This window comes from Shewanella sp. cp20, assembly GCF_000832025.1.
GTDB lineage: Bacteria > Pseudomonadota > Gammaproteobacteria > Enterobacterales > Shewanellaceae > Shewanella.
In genome coordinates, this window is the sequence record NZ_JPII01000048.1 from 213,715 (window position 1) to 231,297 (window position 17,583).

The window sequence follows — 17,583 nt, forward strand, 5'->3', positions numbered from 1 at the left end:
TAGCGTTCATTAGCCTCCTTTAGCTTGTCTTCACCTTCTCTCAACTAACAAGTATCGAGAAGAGACAAAAAAGGCCAATCCTATGACTGGCCAGTTAATTGAGATTGAACACTAATGGCTTAACACCATAATAAACACACGCTAATCGGCGTTTCGTAAGCCTGACTCGTGGTGTGCATCTAGTGCAAGCTCGGCCTCGAGACGTTGGCTGATCTCCTCCGGCGAACCTGTGTTTCGCGCGATCAAGCCATAGGCAACCGGGATCACCAGCAGGGTAAAGAAGGTCGCCAGAATGATGCCCGACAGGACAACCACACCGATCACGAAGCGGGTCTCGGCGCCCGCCCCCTGAGCCAACACCAGTGGGATGGCTCCGGCGGCCGTGGTGATCCCCGTCATCAAGATGGGACGAAGACGCTGGCTGGCCGCCTGGATGATCGCCGTATCGAACCCAATGCCTTTATCACGCAGCTGGTTGGCAAACTCGACGATCAAGATACCGTTCTTGGCCGCCAGTCCCACCAGCATGATGATACCGATCTGGCTGTAGATGTTCAGGCTCTGCCCTGTGATCCACAGGCCTATCAGGGCACCCAAGGTCGCCAGCGGCACGGTCAGCATGATCACCATGGGGTGAATATAGCTCTCGAACTGCGCCGCGAGTACCAAGAAGACGATGCCGAGCGCCAGCAGGAAGACGAAATACATGGAGTTACCCGATTCCTGATAATCCAGCGATTGCCCCTTGTAGCTGATCACCGCCTCGGCCGGCAGATAGGTGTAGGCCAGATCGTTGAGGTAATCGAGCGCCTCACCCAGGCTATAACCATCGGCCAAATTGGCCTCTATGGTGATGGCGCGCATACGGTTGTAGCGGTTTAGCTGACTGGCGTCGGCAAACTCCTCCACCGACACTAAGTTAGCCAGGGGGATAAGCTCGCGGCTTCTATCCGAGCGCACATAGATGTTACTTAGGTCGCTGGCGGTATTTTGATTGTCGCGATTACCCTCGATGATCACGTCATACTCTTCACCGTCGCGCATAAAGGTGGTCACCAGGCGCGAACCCAACATAGACTCCAGAGTGCGGCCGATATGGGAGATAGAGACGCCGAGATCCGCTGCCCTGTCCTTATCGATCACCACCCTCAGCTGGGGCTTGGTCTCCTTGTAGTCATGATCCAGGCCCACCAGATTCGGATTCTCCTTGGCCTTCTCCAGCAATATGTCACGCCACTTGGCGAGTTCTTCATAGCTTGGGCCGCCCAGCACGAACTGCACCGGCTTGCCTACGCCGCGACCGAAGGCCTGACGCATCACGGGAAAGGCGCGCACACCGGCGAGATCCGACAAGCGGGCGCGAATATCACCGATGATCTCGAAGGCGCTACGACGGGTCGCCCAGTCTTCCAGCACGATAATCGCCATGCCGTTGGAGAAGTTGGCGTTGCGTCCAAAGCCGCGAGGTGCACGGATCAGCAAGCGTTTGATGTCACCGCTTTCTACCAGCGGCATCAGGCGCTCCTCGATCTCATCCATATAGGGGGTGATATATTCGAAACTCGCCCCCTGAGGACCGTTGACAATCAGGAACATAGAGCCCCTATCCTCTCTTGGCGCAAACTCCTGAGGCACCTTGGTCATCAGATAGCCACTGAGGCCCAGGGCGATGATCACCAGGGAGCTGACGATAAAGGGATGGGTCATGGCGCGCTTGAGCGTGGTACGGTAACCCGCAGACAACCAGTTCATGCCCGCATCTATCTTGCGCACCAGCCAGGGATCTTGTCCGGCAGGCTTAAGCAGCTTGGAACACATCATGGGGCTTAGGGTCAGGGCCACCAGGCTTGAGAAGATCACCGCCGCACTCATGGCCACCGCGAACTCCTTAAACAGCTTACCCAGATCTCCTTCAAGGAAGGTGATCGGCATAAACACGGCCACCAAGACCAGGGTGGTGGCGACCACGGCAAAGGCTACCTCGCGTGAACCGAGAAAAGCCGCCTTCAGTGGTGAGTCGCCCTCCTCGATGCGTCTGTGGATGTTTTCCAGCACCACGATGGCATCATCCACCACCATACCAATCGCCAGGATCATTGCCAGCAGGGTCAGCAGGTTAATGGTGTAGCCCAGGGCGTAGAGCACGATAAAGGTCGCCATCAAGGACACAGGCACGGTCAGCGCCGGGATCAACATGGCACGTACGCTGCCAAGGAAGAGATAGATCACCACAATTACCAGGAACATGGCGATAAACAGGGTCTGATACACCTCCTTGATGGAGGCCTCGATAAACACTGAGCTGTCATAGGAGCGTTTGATCTCCATGCCGGCGGGTAGCGTCGGATTGATCTTATCTACCAGGGCATTGGCGGCGCGAGCCACCTCCAGCGTGTTAGAGGTAGACTGCTTAGAGATCCCCAGGCCTATCATGGCCTCACGGTTACCGCGGAAAGTGATGCGCTCCTCTTCCGAGCCTATCTCCACCTTAGCCACGTCGCCGAGCTTGATGAGGTAGCCATCTTCCCCTTCGGCCAGCACCAGGTTATTGAAATCCTCCGCCGTCTTGAAGGTGCGCTCCAGACGCACGGTAAAGTGTCTATCTTGGGATTCCACCGAACCTGCCGGTAGCTCGACGTTCTCCGAGCGCAGCACAGACTCGATATCCGACACCGTCAGATCACGGGCCGCCAGGGCCTGACGGTCGATCCACACCCGCATGGCGTAGACCTTGCCCCCACCAATGCGAATATTGGCCACGCCGTCGATCACCGAGAAGCGATCCACCAGATAGCGACGGGCATAGTCGGTGAGCTGCAGGGTATTCATCTGATCCGAGACCAGGTTGAGCCACATGATCACCTCATCACCGCCATTGGCCTTCTGAACCTCTGGGGGATCGGCCTCTTCGGGCAGGTTATTGAGCAAACCCGAGATGCGGTCGCGCACATCGTTGGCCGCCGCCTCGATATCTCGGCCGACGTCGAACTCTAGCGTCACAGATGAGCGACCATCGCTGCTGGAGGAGTTGATGTTACGTATCCCCTCCACGCCACTGATCCTGTCTTCCACCAGCTGAGTGATTCGACTCTCCACCACAGCTGCACTGGCGCCGCGGTAACTGGTCTGCACCGAGACAATAGGCGGATCGATATTGGGATACTCGCGCAAGGGCAGTTTTTCGAAGGAGACCAGACCGAAGGCGATCAGGAGTATGCTGATGACGGACGCAAAAACCGGTCGTTTTACCGACAAATCCGTCAAGATCATGCTAGCGGCTCCACCTTAGCTTGTTGGTTGAAACTAAAGTGTTCACTGTACTGCACCTTAACCGTATCTCCTGGGCGCACCTTGAGGATGCCACGCACCATCACCTGCTCGCCCACCTCGACGCCGCCGACAATCTCTACCCAGCCACGCTTACGCAGGCCAAGTTGCACCTGACGACGCTCGACCACGTTCTCTTCGTTCACCAGATAAACGAAGTGATCTTTCTGAATAGGAATAATCGCCGCTTCTGGGATGATAAGCGCTTCGCGGCTCTGTTTGATCAGCTTCACCTTCATCAACATACCGGGAAGCAGGCGCAGTCCCTTATTAGGGATCTCGGCCCTGACCGTTACGGCGCGAGTCGTCGGATTGACGCGGCTATCGACAGACACCACCTTACCGGTAAACAACTCGCCTTCGAAGGCCACGGCACTGGCCTCGACCGACTTACCAATAGCCAAAGACTGCAGGAAGCGCTCTGGCACTGAGAAATCCAGTTTAATGGTGGAGATATCATCTAAGGTGGTAATAACAGTACCAGGAGTCACCAGACTCCCCTGACTCACCTGACGCAGGCCCAGGCGTCCCGAGAACGGCGCCAAGATGCGTCTGTCTTTGAGGGAAGATTCGGCCTGATCTAACTCGGCCTTGGCGGTATCGATAAGGGTCTGCAGCCTGTCGCGCTCCAATGCCGCCACCGTCTGACTGGTCACCAGGGAGCTGATCCGCGCCAGTTCACGCTGATGATCTTTCATCTTAACCCGGGCCACAGTCACACGGGCGATCTGTTCTCTGTCTTGCAAACGTACCAGAAGCCGGCCCTTCTCCACCATCTGACCGTCGCTGAAATTAATCTCGGTTACCATGTCGGTAACCTTGGGAGTCACAGTGATAGATTCGTTGGCCTTACCTGTACCCAAGGCCTCAACTTCGTCGCGAATAGGCTGCATTTCGGCCTTTGCCACCACCACATTCGGCGTGGGTCGCCCGCGCGGCTCCTTAGGCGTTTCGGTTTGCTGAGTGAAATAGTAGGTGGCGGCGCCTGCCGCTAAAAGCATTGAGATTATTATCGTTTTTTTCATCAATCTTCCGAAAGAATGCGCATTATGTTATCGGTAGTTTACCTTGGAATGTAGGTGCTTCAAGGCGTTTTACCTTTGCTTACAAACTTAATACACCATTTACATTTGTGCCGGCCACGAGGTACAAAAGAGTATAGTATCAATCGCTAAATGATACGCCTGATCATCTAAAGAAGGGCGACTGAGTCAGCATAAGCAGTAGGTTTTCCTCGCTCACGGAGGGATTCATAAACTCCCCCTGACCATAGTCACAACCAAGCAACTGTAACGTCTGATACTGCTCGCGGGTTTCTATCCCCTGAGCCAGGGTATCGATATTCAAGCTGCTGGCGAGATTGATGATGGTATCTAAGATCATCTTGTTATCATAAGCCATCTCCATGGGACTGATGAGGCCCTGGGCTATCTTGAGGCGATCGAACCTGAGCGCCTGCAAATATCTAAAGCTTGCATGGCTGGCACCCGCATCATCCAGGCTCACCAGTACGCCGAGAGACTTTGCCCTGGCAATACAGTGGCGCACCTTGTCGAAGCCGGCGACTATGCTGGCCTCAGGGATCTCTAAGCCCAAGAAGTTGGCCAGCCCCTCCCCCTTTGCGACCATCCCCTCCAGTTCATCAAACAGGGCGCAGCCGTCACTGGCGAGATTCACGCTCACGCGAAAGTCCTCGGGATAGGCGCCGTGATAGCGTTTGAGATGGGCCAGTATCAGCCTGGCGACCACAGCATCGACCAGCTGAAGGGCCCCCTGGCGGCGCAGCGGCGCCAATAATCGCCGGGGCGAAATGGTTCCATATCTGGGGTGCTCCCAGCGCAGCAGCGCCTCGGCGCCGATCAGTTTGCCATCCTTAAGCCGATATTGAGGTTGAAAGCTGAAATAGAGCTCATCCTGGGCGGCGGCCTGCTGAAACTCCTGACAAATCTGCGTCTCCTGCAGCTCGGTCTGCTCACCACTGCTGAACACACAAAGACGCTGCCGCCCCATCAATTTTGCCCTAAGCAGCGCCTGATCGCCCCTACGCAGCAGATCTGACGCCCGCATCCCGGATGAGAAGCAGGTCACCAGCCCCAGGCTAACCGACAGCGCGATAGAGATCCCGCCAAGATCCAACACGCCCTGCATCTGCTCGCGCAGGGCTTCGACCCGGGCAAGGCACTCAGATTCAGAATCGATACCCATCAAGAGCAGGCCAAATTGATCCCCACCCAGCCGACAAATGGTGTCCTGGCTGGCGATAGCTGCCTCTGTGCGCTGTGCAAACACCTTTAGCAGCTCATCCCCTAAGTGATGGCCATAGGTATCGTTAACGGCCTTAAAGTGATCTATGTCAAGCAGCACTAGGCCGAGCCCTTTGGGAGAAACGCCATTTTCAGCGGCTTCATTGAGCTTAGCGATCGCCTGATTTAAGCGGTCGATAAAAAGCATGCGATTGGGTAGCTTGGTTAAGCCATCATAGAGGGCCATCTGAGTCAGGTTGGCCTTAACGTTCATACGGCTAATGGCATTGCGTATATGTTTGGCGCAAAACACCAGCAGCCGTTGGTCTGCCTCACTATACCGATAGCCGCCATGATAACTCTGCACCACTAAGATACCGCGAAACGCCTCATCGCCGAAGGGTACACCGAGCCAGGCCCTTGGCATAGCGCCATTGATCACTATCTCACCCTGATCCACCAAGACCTTAATCTGCGCCTCGTCCACCAGGAGGGGTTTGTTTCTCAGCAGCGTATAAGCGGTGATCCCAAGGCATGAGGGTAACAGCGGCAACTCGGTATCTTCGGCGAGCTGGTCGTATTGATCCACATGATAGGGAAAGTGCAGCGTGTGGCCATCTTCACTCAGTAGCGCAACATAGAAGTTATCCGCCTTGATCAGGCGGGCGATACAAGCGTGTAGCCTTTGGTAGAAGGCTTTAATCGAGTCGGTCTCGAAGATGATCTCCGCGATGGCAAACAGGGTGTCCTGGATCTTACTGGCATATTCCAGATCCGCCACCCGCTGTTGCAGTGTCACCAGATTGTTGGCCCTGTGGATCTTCAGCGCAGCGATGGAGGCAAGGGCAAACAAGATGCGTTCATGCTGAGAGGTGTAGAAATTCTTCTTAGGGTGCTCGGTATCTATCACCCCTATCAGTTCACCCTCCATCAACATGGGCACCGCAAGCTCAGAAAGCCTGGGGGCGTCATCGACGATATAGTTAGGAAACTGCCGGGTATCACCGACGATCAAGGGTTGTTTGGTCTTTGCCACTGTGCCGACAACGCCCTCTCCCAGCTTGAGTTCGATAGGCGCGAGGATCTCATGGCCACTAGGGTTCTTATCGCCGAAGCTGGCCTTCTGCATCAAGACGCCCCGCGCAGGATCCAGCAGGTAGACGACCACATCATCAAACCCAAGCTGGGAAACCACATTCTGTGCCAGGTGCCAAAGGATCTCGTCTACCCCGCTTAGCGAGAGCATGTCGATAGCAAACTCACTGATAATCTTCAGATATTTTGCGTCTACATCCTGCAGTGGCACCTTAGCTGGCATCTCAACCTCGGCTAAACATTTCCGTCAATCGAATGACTGATAATATCACTAACTATATGGCATAGATGCTTGGCTCGCCATCGGCCGCCACAGGAAACGGCGCGCAAGAACAAGGTGTGGGAAACAGGCTGAATAACTCCACGATGCCTAACACAGAGGGACTAAAGCTGACCCGTGAAGCACATTTAAAGGACTGCGAAAGCACGGCTAACGAATAGCAACATGCTTCCAGCCACTTTATGGCCCGCCAGACTGAAAAGGAGAAACAAAAAAGAGGCCATGAGGCCTCTTTTTATTTGGATAAGCTTATCTGACTATGTTTATCTTACTAAGCCTATTTTACTGTGCTTATCTGACTATGCTTGTCTGGCTATGCTTAGCTTTCTTAAGCTTGGCTGAGCCTATCTGACCTTGCGGTCTTCACTCATCAGCTCGGCCATACCATCGTATACGGCCTCGACCACAGCGTTACTCACTGGAGCATCTTCCTTGTCTTTCAGATAGATGCGTGTCTTAGAAGTATCGCTCTTGTCTTGCTCAATCTGCAGGCGATAGGACCCCTCTTCCATCGGCAGCTTCTTATCGCTCCACAATGAACTCCAGAAACCTGAATCGTCGCTCACGTTGATATAGTAAAGCCCCTTGTTGCTATCCATATCGACGATTTCAAAGCCTAGCTCTGGTAATACGATTCGCAGACGATCCCAGGTACGGCTGTAGCTGGCATCGGCCAACCAGTAGCTCTGCGCTGGTGTCTCATCTTCGGCCACAGCAGAGGCCTTCACCAAGTCTACCTCGATACCCAGGCTCTCACGCAGACGTTTCGCCTTGATCGCCTTAGCACGCTTCACGCTCATGTAGGCGATGGTGTTGTTGAGCATATCAACCGTATAGCGGCGCTTATCTTCACCGGTCAGCAGGATATCCTGCGCCTTACCATCGAAGCTCTCTTCGTGATCAATCAATTCGATAGCAAGGTTACCGCTACGGCCATGTGGACGCACATTGACGGTGAAACGATAGCGTTGACGTACCGAGTAAACCTCGTCGGCGCCCCACATAGATGAGTCGATAACTTCTTGATTTTCTATCCAATCAGTTTCGATAACACCGGTTTCTCTATCCTCTTTGAGGATCTTGATCTCGTGCTGACTAAAATATTCATCCAAGATACCGAACAGCTCGCTGCGCAGGTCGATATCGTTATCGATAGACTCGACCACGATCTTGATGCTGTCGCTAGACTCTTCCACATGGGTACCTTCTGCCATCGGCAGTACCTGTAGCGGTGGACGAATATCGAGTTTCTTGCCAACCAAGGTTCTATCGACTTTGCTGCCAACCTCAGGAATATCGTATTCGGTGTTATATTTCGGCTGATTCAACCCTTCTGGGATCACCAGTTTAGGCGCAGCCGTCACAGTGGCATATTCGTCATTGCCATTGGCCTGACGTCTGTCGATAGGCGTGCTGCAGGCCGTTACGGCGGCCACCAGTAGGATTGGAGTAACTTGCTTTAGCATCTAATTATTGAACCTCTATTCCGGCATTCTTCATCGCTTCTAGCAACAGACCATGATATTGCTCGGAAAGTTCCGTTAATGGCAAGCGAATATGTCCTTGACTGATCAAGCCCATACGGTGCGCCGCCCATTTCACAGGGATAGGATTGGCTTCACAGAAGAGCGCGCCGAACAGCGCTTTCATTGGTGCCTCGGCCTTGAGGGCACCTTGGAGATCGCCCTTAAGGGCCGCGTCGCACATCAGCTTAAACTGCTTAGGCACTATGTTATTCGCCACTGAGATCACGCCATTGCCACCCAGGGTAAGAAACTCACGGGCCGTGGCGTCATCACCACTGTAGAGCATGAAGTCATCACCACAAAGCTCACGTAGCTTAGCCACGCGGCTCAGATCGCCGGTCGCCTCTTTTAGACCTATGATGTTTGGCACCTCGACCAGCTGGGCGACGGTTTCTGGCAACATATCCACCGAGGTACGGCCGGGCACGTTGTAAAGAATTTGTGGGATATCGGTCGCGGCCGCGACGGCGCGATAATGGGCCACCAAGCCTTTAGGTGTCGGCTTGTTATAGTAAGGCGTCACGCCCAACATGGCGGCCACCCCGAGATTGGCCTGCGCCTTGGTCAGCTCGATCGCTTCGGCGGTGGCATTTGCGCCATTACCACCGATAACAGGAACGCGTCCGGCGGCAAATTTTACCGTGTGGGCAACCACTTCAATATGTTCTGAAAGAGGTAAAGTGGCAGATTCGCCGGTCGTGCCGACGGCAACGATGGCGTCAGTACCCTGTTCAATATGGTACTCAACCAACTTCTCGAGACTTGCATAATCGACTGAGCCATCACGATTCATGGGTGTGATTAAGGCTACGATGCTTCCGTTTATCATGTGATTTCCCCAAGGATTCAGGACTGGCTATGGTACTGATGCTCACAGGTAAAAACAAGCATAAGTATCCCTAGATCACAGAGAATGATAACACCGCTCCCCATAGGTCAAATGTTTGACTCTTTATCACGACAGGGATCTCAAAACTGATAACTTGTGATAGCATAAGCCTCCTTAAAAAACGCCGAAAATGTCAATCGACGCTTATTTGTACAACGAGTTACCAATCAATGGGGGAATTTCATGTCCAATCATCTGGTCGTTACCGCACTGGGTTCTGATCGTCCTGGTATCGTCAGTAAATTTGCCAGACTCGCAAGCGAATGCGATTGCGATATCGTCGATAGCCGTATGGCCCTCTTTGGTGGTGAGTTTACCTTGATCATGATGATTTCAGGCGCCTGGGCATCGATTACTAAGATGGAAGCCAGCCTCCCTGCCCTGAGTGTCGAACTTGGTCTGCTGACGGTAATGAAGCGTTGCTCTCAGCATACGCCGCCAAACTATGTTTCACGCCTGGAAGTGACCTTTAACGGTAAGGACCAGCGTGGCACCATGAAGCGTATTACCCAGTTCCTGGCCGATCGTTCACTGGATCTAGCCGCCGTGCGATCCCATGCAGAGGAGACATCAGACGGCGAGCCGGTGCAAAATGTCTTCTTAACCATCAATGTGCCAGAGAAGGTGGATATCGAAAAACTCGAACAAAATATCGCCGCCCTCGCCGAAGAGATGAACCTAAGCTGCCATATCGAACGTATGCAGGGTATCGAAACACAACCTAAGGATGATCTATGAAAACCTTAACCCAGGGCGAAATGGCGCCTAACTTTACCCTACAAAACCAGGCCGATGAGACAGTCTCCCTCAGCGATGCCCTCAAACAGGGCCCTGTACTGGTCTATTTTTATCCAAAAGCCCTGACCCCTGGCTGCACTGTGCAGGCCTGCGGCTTAAGAGACAGCAAGCCAGACCTAGACGCTCAGAAGGTCACCGTATTTGGCATCAGCCCGGACCCAGTGGCCAAGCTTGCCCGCTTCGCCGATAAACATGAACTGAATTTCAGCCTGCTCAGCGATGAAGATCATAGCGTTGCCGACGCCTTCGGTGTCTGGGGTGAGAAAAAATTTATGGGTAAGATCTATGACGGCATTCACCGCCTCAGCTTCCTGATAGGTCAGGACGGTAAGGTGGCCTATGTGTTTAATAAGTTTAAGACCAAAGACCACCATGAGGTTGTCTTGAATTATATTCAGGAAAATAGCTAACCTACGCTCATTTTCGACAAAAAAGCCGGCTATGCCGGCTTTTTTATTATCAGTTAACCTGTCTGGCTAACCTCGTCACTGTACTAACTCATTTTAGTATTTACTCATTTAAGTAGTTAGCTCAGAAGTATTCGCCTAGCTAAATATCAACCAAAGAAGGCACTAACATAGGGCCACAACAACGCCGCAGCTATGCTCCACATGGTGAGGAAGATAAACCTGTCTAAGTAACACCATGCCTTTGGCTGCTTAAACAAGGGGCTTAGGTACCTTGCCCCTAGGCTAAGGGCAAAGAACCACACAAAAGAGGCCAGTACGGCGCCGGCGCCAAACAGATGCCTGTCCTCCTGCTCAAACTGAGTACTGATGCTACCCAGCAACACCACGGTATCCAGATACAGATGTGGGTTAAGCAGGCTGATCCCCAGGGTCGTTAACAGTGCGGCCCTTAACGTATCAGCCCCCTGAGTCGACTCGGTATCCAGACCTTGTGCATGGAAAGAGGCCTGCAAGGCCCGTCCGCCATAGACCAGCAGGAAGGCCGCCCCCCCCAGGCTGGCGATATCCTTGATTAAGGGAAAGGCCAGAATCAAATGCCCCAGGCCCGCCACACCTGCGGTGATCATCACGGCATCGATAAAAGAACACAGGGCGGCGATAGGCAATGAATGGGCCCGCTTTAACCCTTGTTTCAATACGAAGGCATTTTGCGCCCCAACGGCGATGATTAGGCTGCCACCGACCCCAATCCCCTGAATGAATGCTTGCACGAGAAAACTCCAAAAAGAACCACGACTAATTTCAGGCCGCAAGCATAGCGAGCTTCTAAAAATAAACCCAGCTAATAAATTTAATGTATCATTAGCCAAACTTATAATAATGATTGGAATGTTTCGATGCTGGATTACGCCCACCTGAAAGCCCTGAGTGTAGTGATCGCCGAAGGCGGCTTCGAACGTGCCGCCAAGGCGCTGTTTATCACCCAATCGGCGGTGTCCCAACGGATCAAGGCGCTGGAAGAGCGAGTCGGTCAGACCCTGCTTATTCGCAGTAATCCTGTACAGGCGACTCCTATGGGCAAACGCCTGCTCAGACACTATGCTCAGGTGAGCCTGCTGGAGAGCGAGCTGAGCGCCGAGATAGACGCCGATGACCCTTCGCTGCCCACAGTGGTGAAGATCGCCGTCAACGCCGACAGTCTAGCCACCTGGTTTCTCCCGGCCCTCGCCGAGCTGTTTAAGCGCCACCGCTGGCTGCTGGAGCTGATTGTGGATGACGAGTCTTACACCCACCACCTGCTCAAGAGTGGCGAGGCGGTTGGCTGCGTGACGACCACAGAGGCGCCATTGGCCGGCTGCTCTAGCGAATATCTCGGGCAGATGGAGTACCTGTGCGTCGCGACCCAGGACTTTATTGAAGAATACTTTGCAGGCGGCGTGACACAGAGCCGCCTGCGTCAGGCTCCGGCCGTGGTGTTTTCCACCAAAGATAAGCTGCATGAAAAATTCTTAGGGGAGCATTTTGCCATAGAACCTGAGCAGTGGCGGGAGCATCAGATCCCCTCCTCCGAGAGCTTTCTCGAGGCGATATTACTCGGCATGGGTTATGGCCTGGTGGGTCATCTACAGGCCGAGCCGCTGCTGCAAAGCGGCGCGCTTAAGCTCATCGCCCCTGACTGCACCATGAAGGTGCCCCTCTACTGGCAGCACTGGAACATTAAGGCTAAACAGACCACACTGGTCTACCGCGCCCTGGCGGCGACCGCAAAACAGGCTTTAAGATAGCTGGCCAATCAGGCTATAGCGGAATCTGGCGGCCAGATGCAGTGACAAAAAAGGAGCCTTCTGGCTCCTTTAGGGTTTAGATTGAGTTTAGACGGCGCCCTGCTCTGTTTCGGCCTCAGGCTTATCGGACTTAGGTTTATCGCCCTCAGGTTTATCGGCCTTAGGTTTATCCGCCTTAGGCCAGGCGTTAACCACCGCCTTCACCAAGGAGGCAAGCGGAATGGCGAAGAACACCCCCCAGACTCCCCAGAGTCCACCGAAAACCAAGACGGCCGCGATGATAAACACTGGGTGCAGATCCACCGCATCGGAGAAGAGGATGGGCACCAGCAGGTTTCCATCGAGCGCCTGAATGATGCCGTATCCCAGCATCAGGTAGCCAAATTCCGGGCTGATCCCCCACTGGAAGAAGGCAACCAGGGCGATCGGCAGGGTCACCAGCGTCGCCCCCACATAGGGGATCAACACGGAGAAGCCGGTCAACACGCCGAGCAGCGCGGCGTAGCGCAGATCCATGACGGCGAAGAAGATATAACTGGCGGCGCCGATGATCACAATCTCAATCACCTTGCCGCGAATATAGTTAAAAATCTGCTGATTCATCTCCAGCCATACCTTACGGGCCAGATCACGGTTAGCGGGGATGAAACGCTTACTGCCCCGAATGAGCTCATCTTTATCCTTGAGGAAGAAGAACACCAACAGGGGCACCAAGATGGCGTAGACCATGAGTACCAACAGCGAGGCAGAGTAACCGATCAACTGTTTACCCAGATCCAGTATGTGCTGGGTATCCAGCAACTTCTTAAGCTCGCCGACAGAGGCATCGAGCTGCTCCACACTTAAGAATTGCGGATACTGATCCACTAACCCTTTGAGGGTGATTAACCCCTTATCCAACATGGTCGGCAGATCCGTCACTAGGGCTACCCCCTGGCGCCAGATGCTGGGCACTAGGCCAAAGGTGATCAGCAACATCACCCCTACAAATAGCACGAGGACCAGAGAGGCGCCTGTGGTGCGATTGATGCCTATCTTGACCATCTGGGCGACCGGCCATTCGAGCAGAAATGCCAGCACCAGGGCGACCAGCAAGGGGGCCAATAGTCCGCCTGCAAAATAGATGGTCAGGGCGATCCCCAGCAAAATCAGCATCAGGGTCACCGCTTGGGGATCACTAAATCTCTCTTTATACCAATTGGTAATGAATGAAAACATCTACTCTTCCTAATTTAGAAACCAAGATCTACCGCCCTGTAAACAGGTGCCCACTGGGCCACCTTAAGCATGCAAGATTGGATTTACAACGCAAGGCTTGCAACATAAGGTTTGTCACATAGGCCTTGTAATATAGGCTCTGCAATATCGAGCATCATGAAAAATAATTAATCGGAGCCTGTGGCTCTTTTCTTTATCTATGCTAACGCCCGATACCTAACCCTCACTAAGGTACCTTACTCAGGTAAAAACTAATCGCCTCGCGTTATCGACAGCTCCAAGATCTCTGCATCATTTTGTATTTCAACATATTGCCAGTTGGCCTTCTCAAGGAACCTGGGCACATCCTGGCGCGAACCACTGTCTTTAAGCTGTACCCGCAGCACTTCACCACCGGGCAACTGCTTGAGAGCCATCTTTAGCTTAACTAAGGCCAGTGGACATCGGTAGTGGGTTAAGTCAATAAAAGTCATAATGATCTTGCTAAAGGCAAACTCGGGCTATTATCCTAAGTCTCCAGTGAAACCACAAGCGAACAATGGCAGCAACTCGCTAGCCACATCTGCCAGACAAAAGGAACTAATTAGCTTGCTGTGGTTCCAACTAAACAGACCCAGTTATCTATAATCGCTAAGGATAAGTTTGAGTAAAGTTAACAAAGCAAAATCCCTGGTTGCCGGCGCCTTGTCGATGGCCCTGTTCTCTATCGCCCCCTTAGGATTTGCCAATAATGATCTGCCGGATCTGGGCACCGCGGCGGTGAACACCTTTAGCCTGGAGAAGGAAAACAGTTACGGCGACGCCTATATGCGGGTGATCCGCTCATCGGCGCCCATGCTTAACGATCCTGTACTCAATCAATACCTGACCGAGCTGGGTAACCGTCTGGTGGCCCATGCGACTGGCGTGAAGACTCCCTTCTATTTCTTCTTGCTAAGAAACGATGAGATCAACGCTTTCGCCTTCTTCGGCGGACATGTGGGCGTGCATACGGGATTGTTCCTCAATGCCGATAACGAGAGCCAGATAGCCTCGGTACTGGGCCACGAGATCACCCACGTGACCCAGAGACACCTGGCGCGCTCTCTCGAGGCGCAGCAGAAGAGTTCTCCCGCAACTATCGCGGGCCTGCTCGGCGCAATTTTGCTCACCATTGCCGCACCTCAGGTGGGGATGGCCGCCATGGCGACCACTCAGGCACTGGCGACTCAGGCACAGATCAACTACACCCGCCTACACGAGAAGGAGGCGGACCGTATCGGCATGCAGATCCTGGTGGACGCGGGATTCGATCCTAACGGCGCGGCAGACTTCTTTTCCAAGCTGGCCACTCGCTACCGCTTTACCACCAAGCCACCACAGATGTTGCTGACCCACCCGCTGCCAGAATCACGTATCGCCGAGGCCAGAAACCGCGCGGCGCAATATCCTCACAGATATGTGCCCGATAACCTGGATTTTCAGCTGGCCAAGGCGCGTATTCAGGTACGCTTCTCCAGTTACAGCGAAGAGGCGGCGCTCGCCCTGTTTAACGACCAGATCAGGAAGCACAGCTACGAGTTTGAGGAGGCGGCCCTGTACGGTAAGGCACTTGCCCTGCTACGTGCAGACAAGGCCAAGGAATCTGAGGTCATCGTAGACCAGCTACTCGCTAAGGATCCCAACAATCTGTTTTATATTGATACTAAGACAGATCTCTTGCTTGAAAGGCATGAGCACCAACAGGCGATCGATCTACTCACACGAGAGCGTAAGCTAAAGCCCACCTCTCAGGTGATCAATATCAACCTGGCCAATGCGCTGATCGAGAGCGGTCAGGCGAAGCAGGCCATTCCCCTGCTGGAAGATATGATCTTCCTGGATAAGCAGAATCAGCTGCCACTGCAGCTGCTGAGCGACGCCTATAAGCAGACCGGCAACCGTGCCATGGAGCATTTTGCCAAGGCAGAGACCATGGCGCTGGCCGCCGACTATGATGGCGCCATCGATCAGCTCAACTTTGCCTACCGTTTGTCGGAGAAAAATCCGCGCAGCTGGCAAAAATTGAGGCCAGGATCCGCCAGTTCAAGCAATCTAAGAAGCAACTCGAACTGCTCTAAAGCAATCATAAACTGCTTTAAACCAATAAAGGTGAGCCAAGGCCCTGTGACTCGGCTCACCTTTTGCAGTAGAATGACGGCAAATTTCTAGATATGGATAGAACTGCCATGACGCAAGTAAGCATAATTCATAACTCTCGTTGCTCTAAGAGCCGCCAGACCCTGGCGTTGCTTGAAGAGAAAGCCTGCGACATCCAAGTGATCGAGTACCTCAAGACGCCGCTGACTAAGGTAGAGATCCGCAGCATCCTAGATAAACTCGGCCTGGCGCCACGTGAGCTGATGCGCTCCAAGGAAGAGGAATACAAGGCGCAAAACCTGGCCGCAGTCACCGATGATGAGGCGCTTATCCAGGCCATGGTCGACACCCCTAAGCTTATCGAGCGTCCTATCGTACTGGCTAACGGTAAGGCGGCGATCGGTAGACCCCCAGAAAATGTACTGGCCATTCTGTAAGGCTGAAAGTTCATATGAGCTCAAAGACACTGTTTCAAATTAGCCGCGCGGCCTATGTGGCACTGCTCCTGATGATGACCGCCTGGTTCGGCAATCAAGGATTGACCGGCCAATACTCAATGATCTTCAGCCTGCTGTGGATCTTGCCCCTGCTGGCACCACTTAAGGGGATCTTGACCGGCCAACCCTACACCTACGCCTGGGCGAGCTTCATCATCTGCCTCTACATGTTGCATGGACTGACCTTGCTCTATGTCACCGAGACGGCATTGGCATTCGCCATCTGTGAGGTAGCGCTGCTGACCCTCCTGATGATCACGCTGCCCTTCTACGCCCGTATCCGTGGCCGAGAATTGGGGCTTGGACTGAAGAAGCGCAAGAAATAGACTGCACAGAATAGATAGTGCTGAAGTGATAGCACTGAATTGCTAGCGCCGCATTGCTAGCACTAGAACATAAAAGGCACCTCTTGGTGCCTTTTTTGTACTCGTATCTTATACCAATCGTAATAAATAATTGATCATTCTAGCTTGTTAAAACGCTCGATAACTGTATTAGTATTTTTAATTGTAGAATAACTACTTATCTAAAAATCCTGCTTTGTTCTCAAGCGTTTTTCCTGCGCTATTTCTGATCACATGTTTACTGTGGTTGGTATCAAGCGTAACGAATGGTGCTCACCAGATAAACGCTACAAGCGCAGCATCTCTTTCACGAAGGGAATGGTTAACTTACGCTGATGCACCAGAGAAGCCTTATCCAAGCGGTCGAGCACATCGAATAGGGTTCGCAGATCCCGCGCCAATCGATTGAGCAGGAAACGGCCCACGTCTTCCGGTAACTGCAATCCACGCATCGCCGCACGGCGTTGCAGCGCGGCCAGCTTCTCCTCATCGGCCATAGGCTGCAGCTGATAGGTCAGCCCCCATTGCATGCGAGACACCAGATCCGGCAAGGCAAATCCCGCATCGCTGGCCGTTGCACTGGCACTCACCACCAGGGCGCAGCGCTTGTGCTCAGCCACCCGATTATAGAGATCGAATAGCGCCTCTTCCCACAGGGGATGTCCGGCTATGGCATCGATATCATCGATACAGACGAGATCCAACTGTTCCAGCCCCTCTAACAGCTCGGTAGAGATACTGGCATGAATACCCAGTGGCAGATAGAAGCTGCTGCGGTTGAGCTCATTGGCTCTGGCACAGGTGGCGTGCATCAGATGGGTACGCCCGGCCTTGACCGGCCCCCACAGATATACCGCCTTGTCGGCTCGCCCTTCGGCACATGCCTGTAAGCTCTGGATCAGCTCGTCATTGCCTGCCGCGGGATAATAACTGTTGAAGGTCTCATCGTCGGGCAGATAGACGGGTAAAGAAAGTTGTACCGGAGAATGGGGTGACACGTATAGGGATCTCGATCTTATCTTAAGTGTGTATTGCCTGGGCGACCTAATTTAGC

Annotated in this window: 14 protein-coding genes and 1 pseudogene; 6 read left to right on the plus strand and 9 right to left on the minus strand. The window is 53.4% G+C overall.

The window, feature by feature from the left end:
• Positions 1–141: 141 nt before the first annotated feature.
• The 5 genes from DB48_RS16865 to dapA form a co-directional block, all read right to left on the minus strand.
• Entirely contained in the window at positions 142–3,270 is a 3,129-nt protein-coding gene (locus DB48_RS16865; RefSeq protein WP_041511353.1) for an efflux RND transporter permease subunit, read from the minus strand.
• Complete coding sequence (locus DB48_RS16870) at positions 3,267–4,352, minus strand: efflux RND transporter periplasmic adaptor subunit (RefSeq protein WP_041511354.1); 1,086 nt, start codon at positions 4,350–4,352, stop codon at positions 3,267–3,269. The genes DB48_RS16865 and DB48_RS16870 overlap by 4 nt, the downstream gene beginning before the upstream one ends.
• Positions 4,353–4,515: 163 nt before the next feature.
• Complete coding sequence (locus DB48_RS16875; RefSeq protein ID WP_041511355.1) at positions 4,516–6,888, minus strand: EAL domain-containing protein; 2,373 nt, start codon at positions 6,886–6,888, stop codon at positions 4,516–4,518.
• A gap of 401 nt (positions 6,889–7,289) precedes the next feature.
• A complete protein-coding gene (bamC, locus tag DB48_RS16880) occupies positions 7,290–8,411 on the minus strand; it encodes an outer membrane protein assembly factor BamC (RefSeq protein WP_041511356.1) in 1,122 nt (373 codons plus the stop codon).
• A gap of 4 nt (positions 8,412–8,415) precedes the next feature.
• Positions 8,416–9,300, minus strand: coding sequence for a 4-hydroxy-tetrahydrodipicolinate synthase (dapA, locus tag DB48_RS16885; protein ID WP_041511357.1), 885 nt, complete (start codon positions 9,298–9,300; stop codon positions 8,416–8,418).
• 243 nt (positions 9,301–9,543) lie between these two features.
• Here dapA and DB48_RS16890 point away from each other — a divergent pair, with 243 nt between their 5' ends.
• A complete protein-coding gene (locus DB48_RS16890) occupies positions 9,544–10,098 on the plus strand; it encodes a glycine cleavage system protein R (protein WP_041511358.1) in 555 nt (184 codons plus the stop codon).
• Complete coding sequence (bcp, locus tag DB48_RS16895; protein ID WP_041511359.1) at positions 10,095–10,568, plus strand: thioredoxin-dependent thiol peroxidase; 474 nt, start codon at positions 10,095–10,097, stop codon at positions 10,566–10,568. The genes DB48_RS16890 and bcp overlap by 4 nt, the downstream gene beginning before the upstream one ends.
• A gap of 146 nt (positions 10,569–10,714) precedes the next feature.
• Here the strand turns inward: bcp and DB48_RS16900 are convergent, their stop codons facing one another.
• A complete protein-coding gene (locus DB48_RS16900) occupies positions 10,715–11,338 on the minus strand; it encodes a LysE/ArgO family amino acid transporter (RefSeq protein WP_041511360.1) in 624 nt (207 codons plus the stop codon).
• A gap of 126 nt (positions 11,339–11,464) precedes the next feature.
• Between DB48_RS16900 and DB48_RS16905 the strand changes: the two genes are divergently transcribed.
• Positions 11,465–12,352 (plus strand): LysR family transcriptional regulator ArgP, encoded by an 888-nt coding sequence (locus tag DB48_RS16905; protein WP_041511361.1) that lies wholly within the window; start codon positions 11,465–11,467, stop codon positions 12,350–12,352.
• An 87-nt stretch (positions 12,353–12,439) separates the two neighbouring features.
• Here DB48_RS16905 and DB48_RS16910 read toward each other — a convergent pair whose 3' ends face one another.
• Complete coding sequence (locus tag DB48_RS16910; protein WP_052813841.1) at positions 12,440–13,570, minus strand: AI-2E family transporter; 1,131 nt, start codon at positions 13,568–13,570, stop codon at positions 12,440–12,442.
• A 251-nt stretch (positions 13,571–13,821) separates the two neighbouring features.
• Positions 13,822–14,043 carry a sulfurtransferase TusA family protein gene (locus DB48_RS16915; protein WP_041511362.1) on the minus strand — a complete coding sequence of 74 codons (222 nt, stop codon included), beginning with the start codon at positions 14,041–14,043 and terminating at the stop codon, positions 13,822–13,824.
• Positions 14,044–14,260: 217 nt separating this feature from the next.
• Between DB48_RS16915 and DB48_RS16920 the strand changes: the two are divergent.
• The 3 genes and pseudogenes from DB48_RS16920 (at position 14,261) to DB48_RS16930 (ending at position 16,511) form a co-directional block, all read left to right on the plus strand.
• Positions 14,261–15,669 (plus strand): annotated as a pseudogene (locus DB48_RS16920) (M48 family metalloprotease).
• A gap of 108 nt (positions 15,670–15,777) precedes the next feature.
• Positions 15,778–16,125, plus strand: a complete 348-nt coding sequence (arsC, locus tag DB48_RS16925; protein WP_041511363.1) for an arsenate reductase (glutaredoxin) — start codon at positions 15,778–15,780, stop codon at positions 16,123–16,125.
• A 14-nt stretch (positions 16,126–16,139) separates the two neighbouring features.
• The gene (locus DB48_RS16930) at positions 16,140–16,511 is read left to right on the plus strand and encodes a DUF2069 domain-containing protein (RefSeq protein WP_041511364.1); all 372 of its coding nucleotides are present in this window, start codon (positions 16,140–16,142) and stop codon (positions 16,509–16,511) included.
• A 305-nt stretch (positions 16,512–16,816) separates the two neighbouring features.
• Here DB48_RS16930 and hda read toward each other — a convergent pair whose 3' ends face one another.
• Positions 16,817–17,527, minus strand: a complete 711-nt coding sequence (hda, locus tag DB48_RS16935; RefSeq protein WP_041511365.1) for a DnaA inactivator Hda — start codon at positions 17,525–17,527, stop codon at positions 16,817–16,819.
• Positions 17,528–17,583 lie beyond the last annotated feature (56 nt).

What these genes read in the sequence shown, in the direction of transcription:
- DB48_RS16865 (WP_041511353.1), bottom strand. Translation starts at nt 3,270, where the DNA reads ATGATCTTGACGGATTTGTCGGTAAAACGACCGGTTTTTGCGTCCGTC.
- DB48_RS16870 (WP_041511354.1), bottom strand. Translation starts at nt 4,352, where the DNA reads ATGAAAAAAACGATAATAATCTCAATGCTTTTAGCGGCAGGCGCCGCC.
- DB48_RS16875 (WP_041511355.1), bottom strand. Translation starts at nt 6,888, where the DNA reads ATGCCAGCTAAGGTGCCACTGCAGGATGTAGACGCAAAATATCTGAAG.
- bamC (WP_041511356.1), bottom strand. Translation starts at nt 8,411, where the DNA reads ATGCTAAAGCAAGTTACTCCAATCCTACTGGTGGCCGCCGTAACGGCC.
- dapA (WP_041511357.1), bottom strand. Translation starts at nt 9,300, where the DNA reads ATGATAAACGGAAGCATCGTAGCCTTAATCACACCCATGAATCGTGAT.
- DB48_RS16890 (WP_041511358.1), top strand. Translation starts at nt 9,544, where the DNA reads ATGTCCAATCATCTGGTCGTTACCGCACTGGGTTCTGATCGTCCTGGT.
- bcp (WP_041511359.1), top strand. Translation starts at nt 10,095, where the DNA reads ATGAAAACCTTAACCCAGGGCGAAATGGCGCCTAACTTTACCCTACAA.
- DB48_RS16905 (WP_041511361.1), top strand. Translation starts at nt 11,465, where the DNA reads ATGCTGGATTACGCCCACCTGAAAGCCCTGAGTGTAGTGATCGCCGAA.
- DB48_RS16910 (WP_052813841.1), bottom strand. Translation starts at nt 13,570, where the DNA reads ATGTTTTCATTCATTACCAATTGGTATAAAGAGAGATTTAGTGATCCC.
- DB48_RS16915 (WP_041511362.1), bottom strand. Translation starts at nt 14,043, where the DNA reads ATGACTTTTATTGACTTAACCCACTACCGATGTCCACTGGCCTTAGTT.
- arsC (WP_041511363.1), top strand. Translation starts at nt 15,778, where the DNA reads ATGACGCAAGTAAGCATAATTCATAACTCTCGTTGCTCTAAGAGCCGC.
- DB48_RS16930 (WP_041511364.1), top strand. Translation starts at nt 16,140, where the DNA reads ATGAGCTCAAAGACACTGTTTCAAATTAGCCGCGCGGCCTATGTGGCA.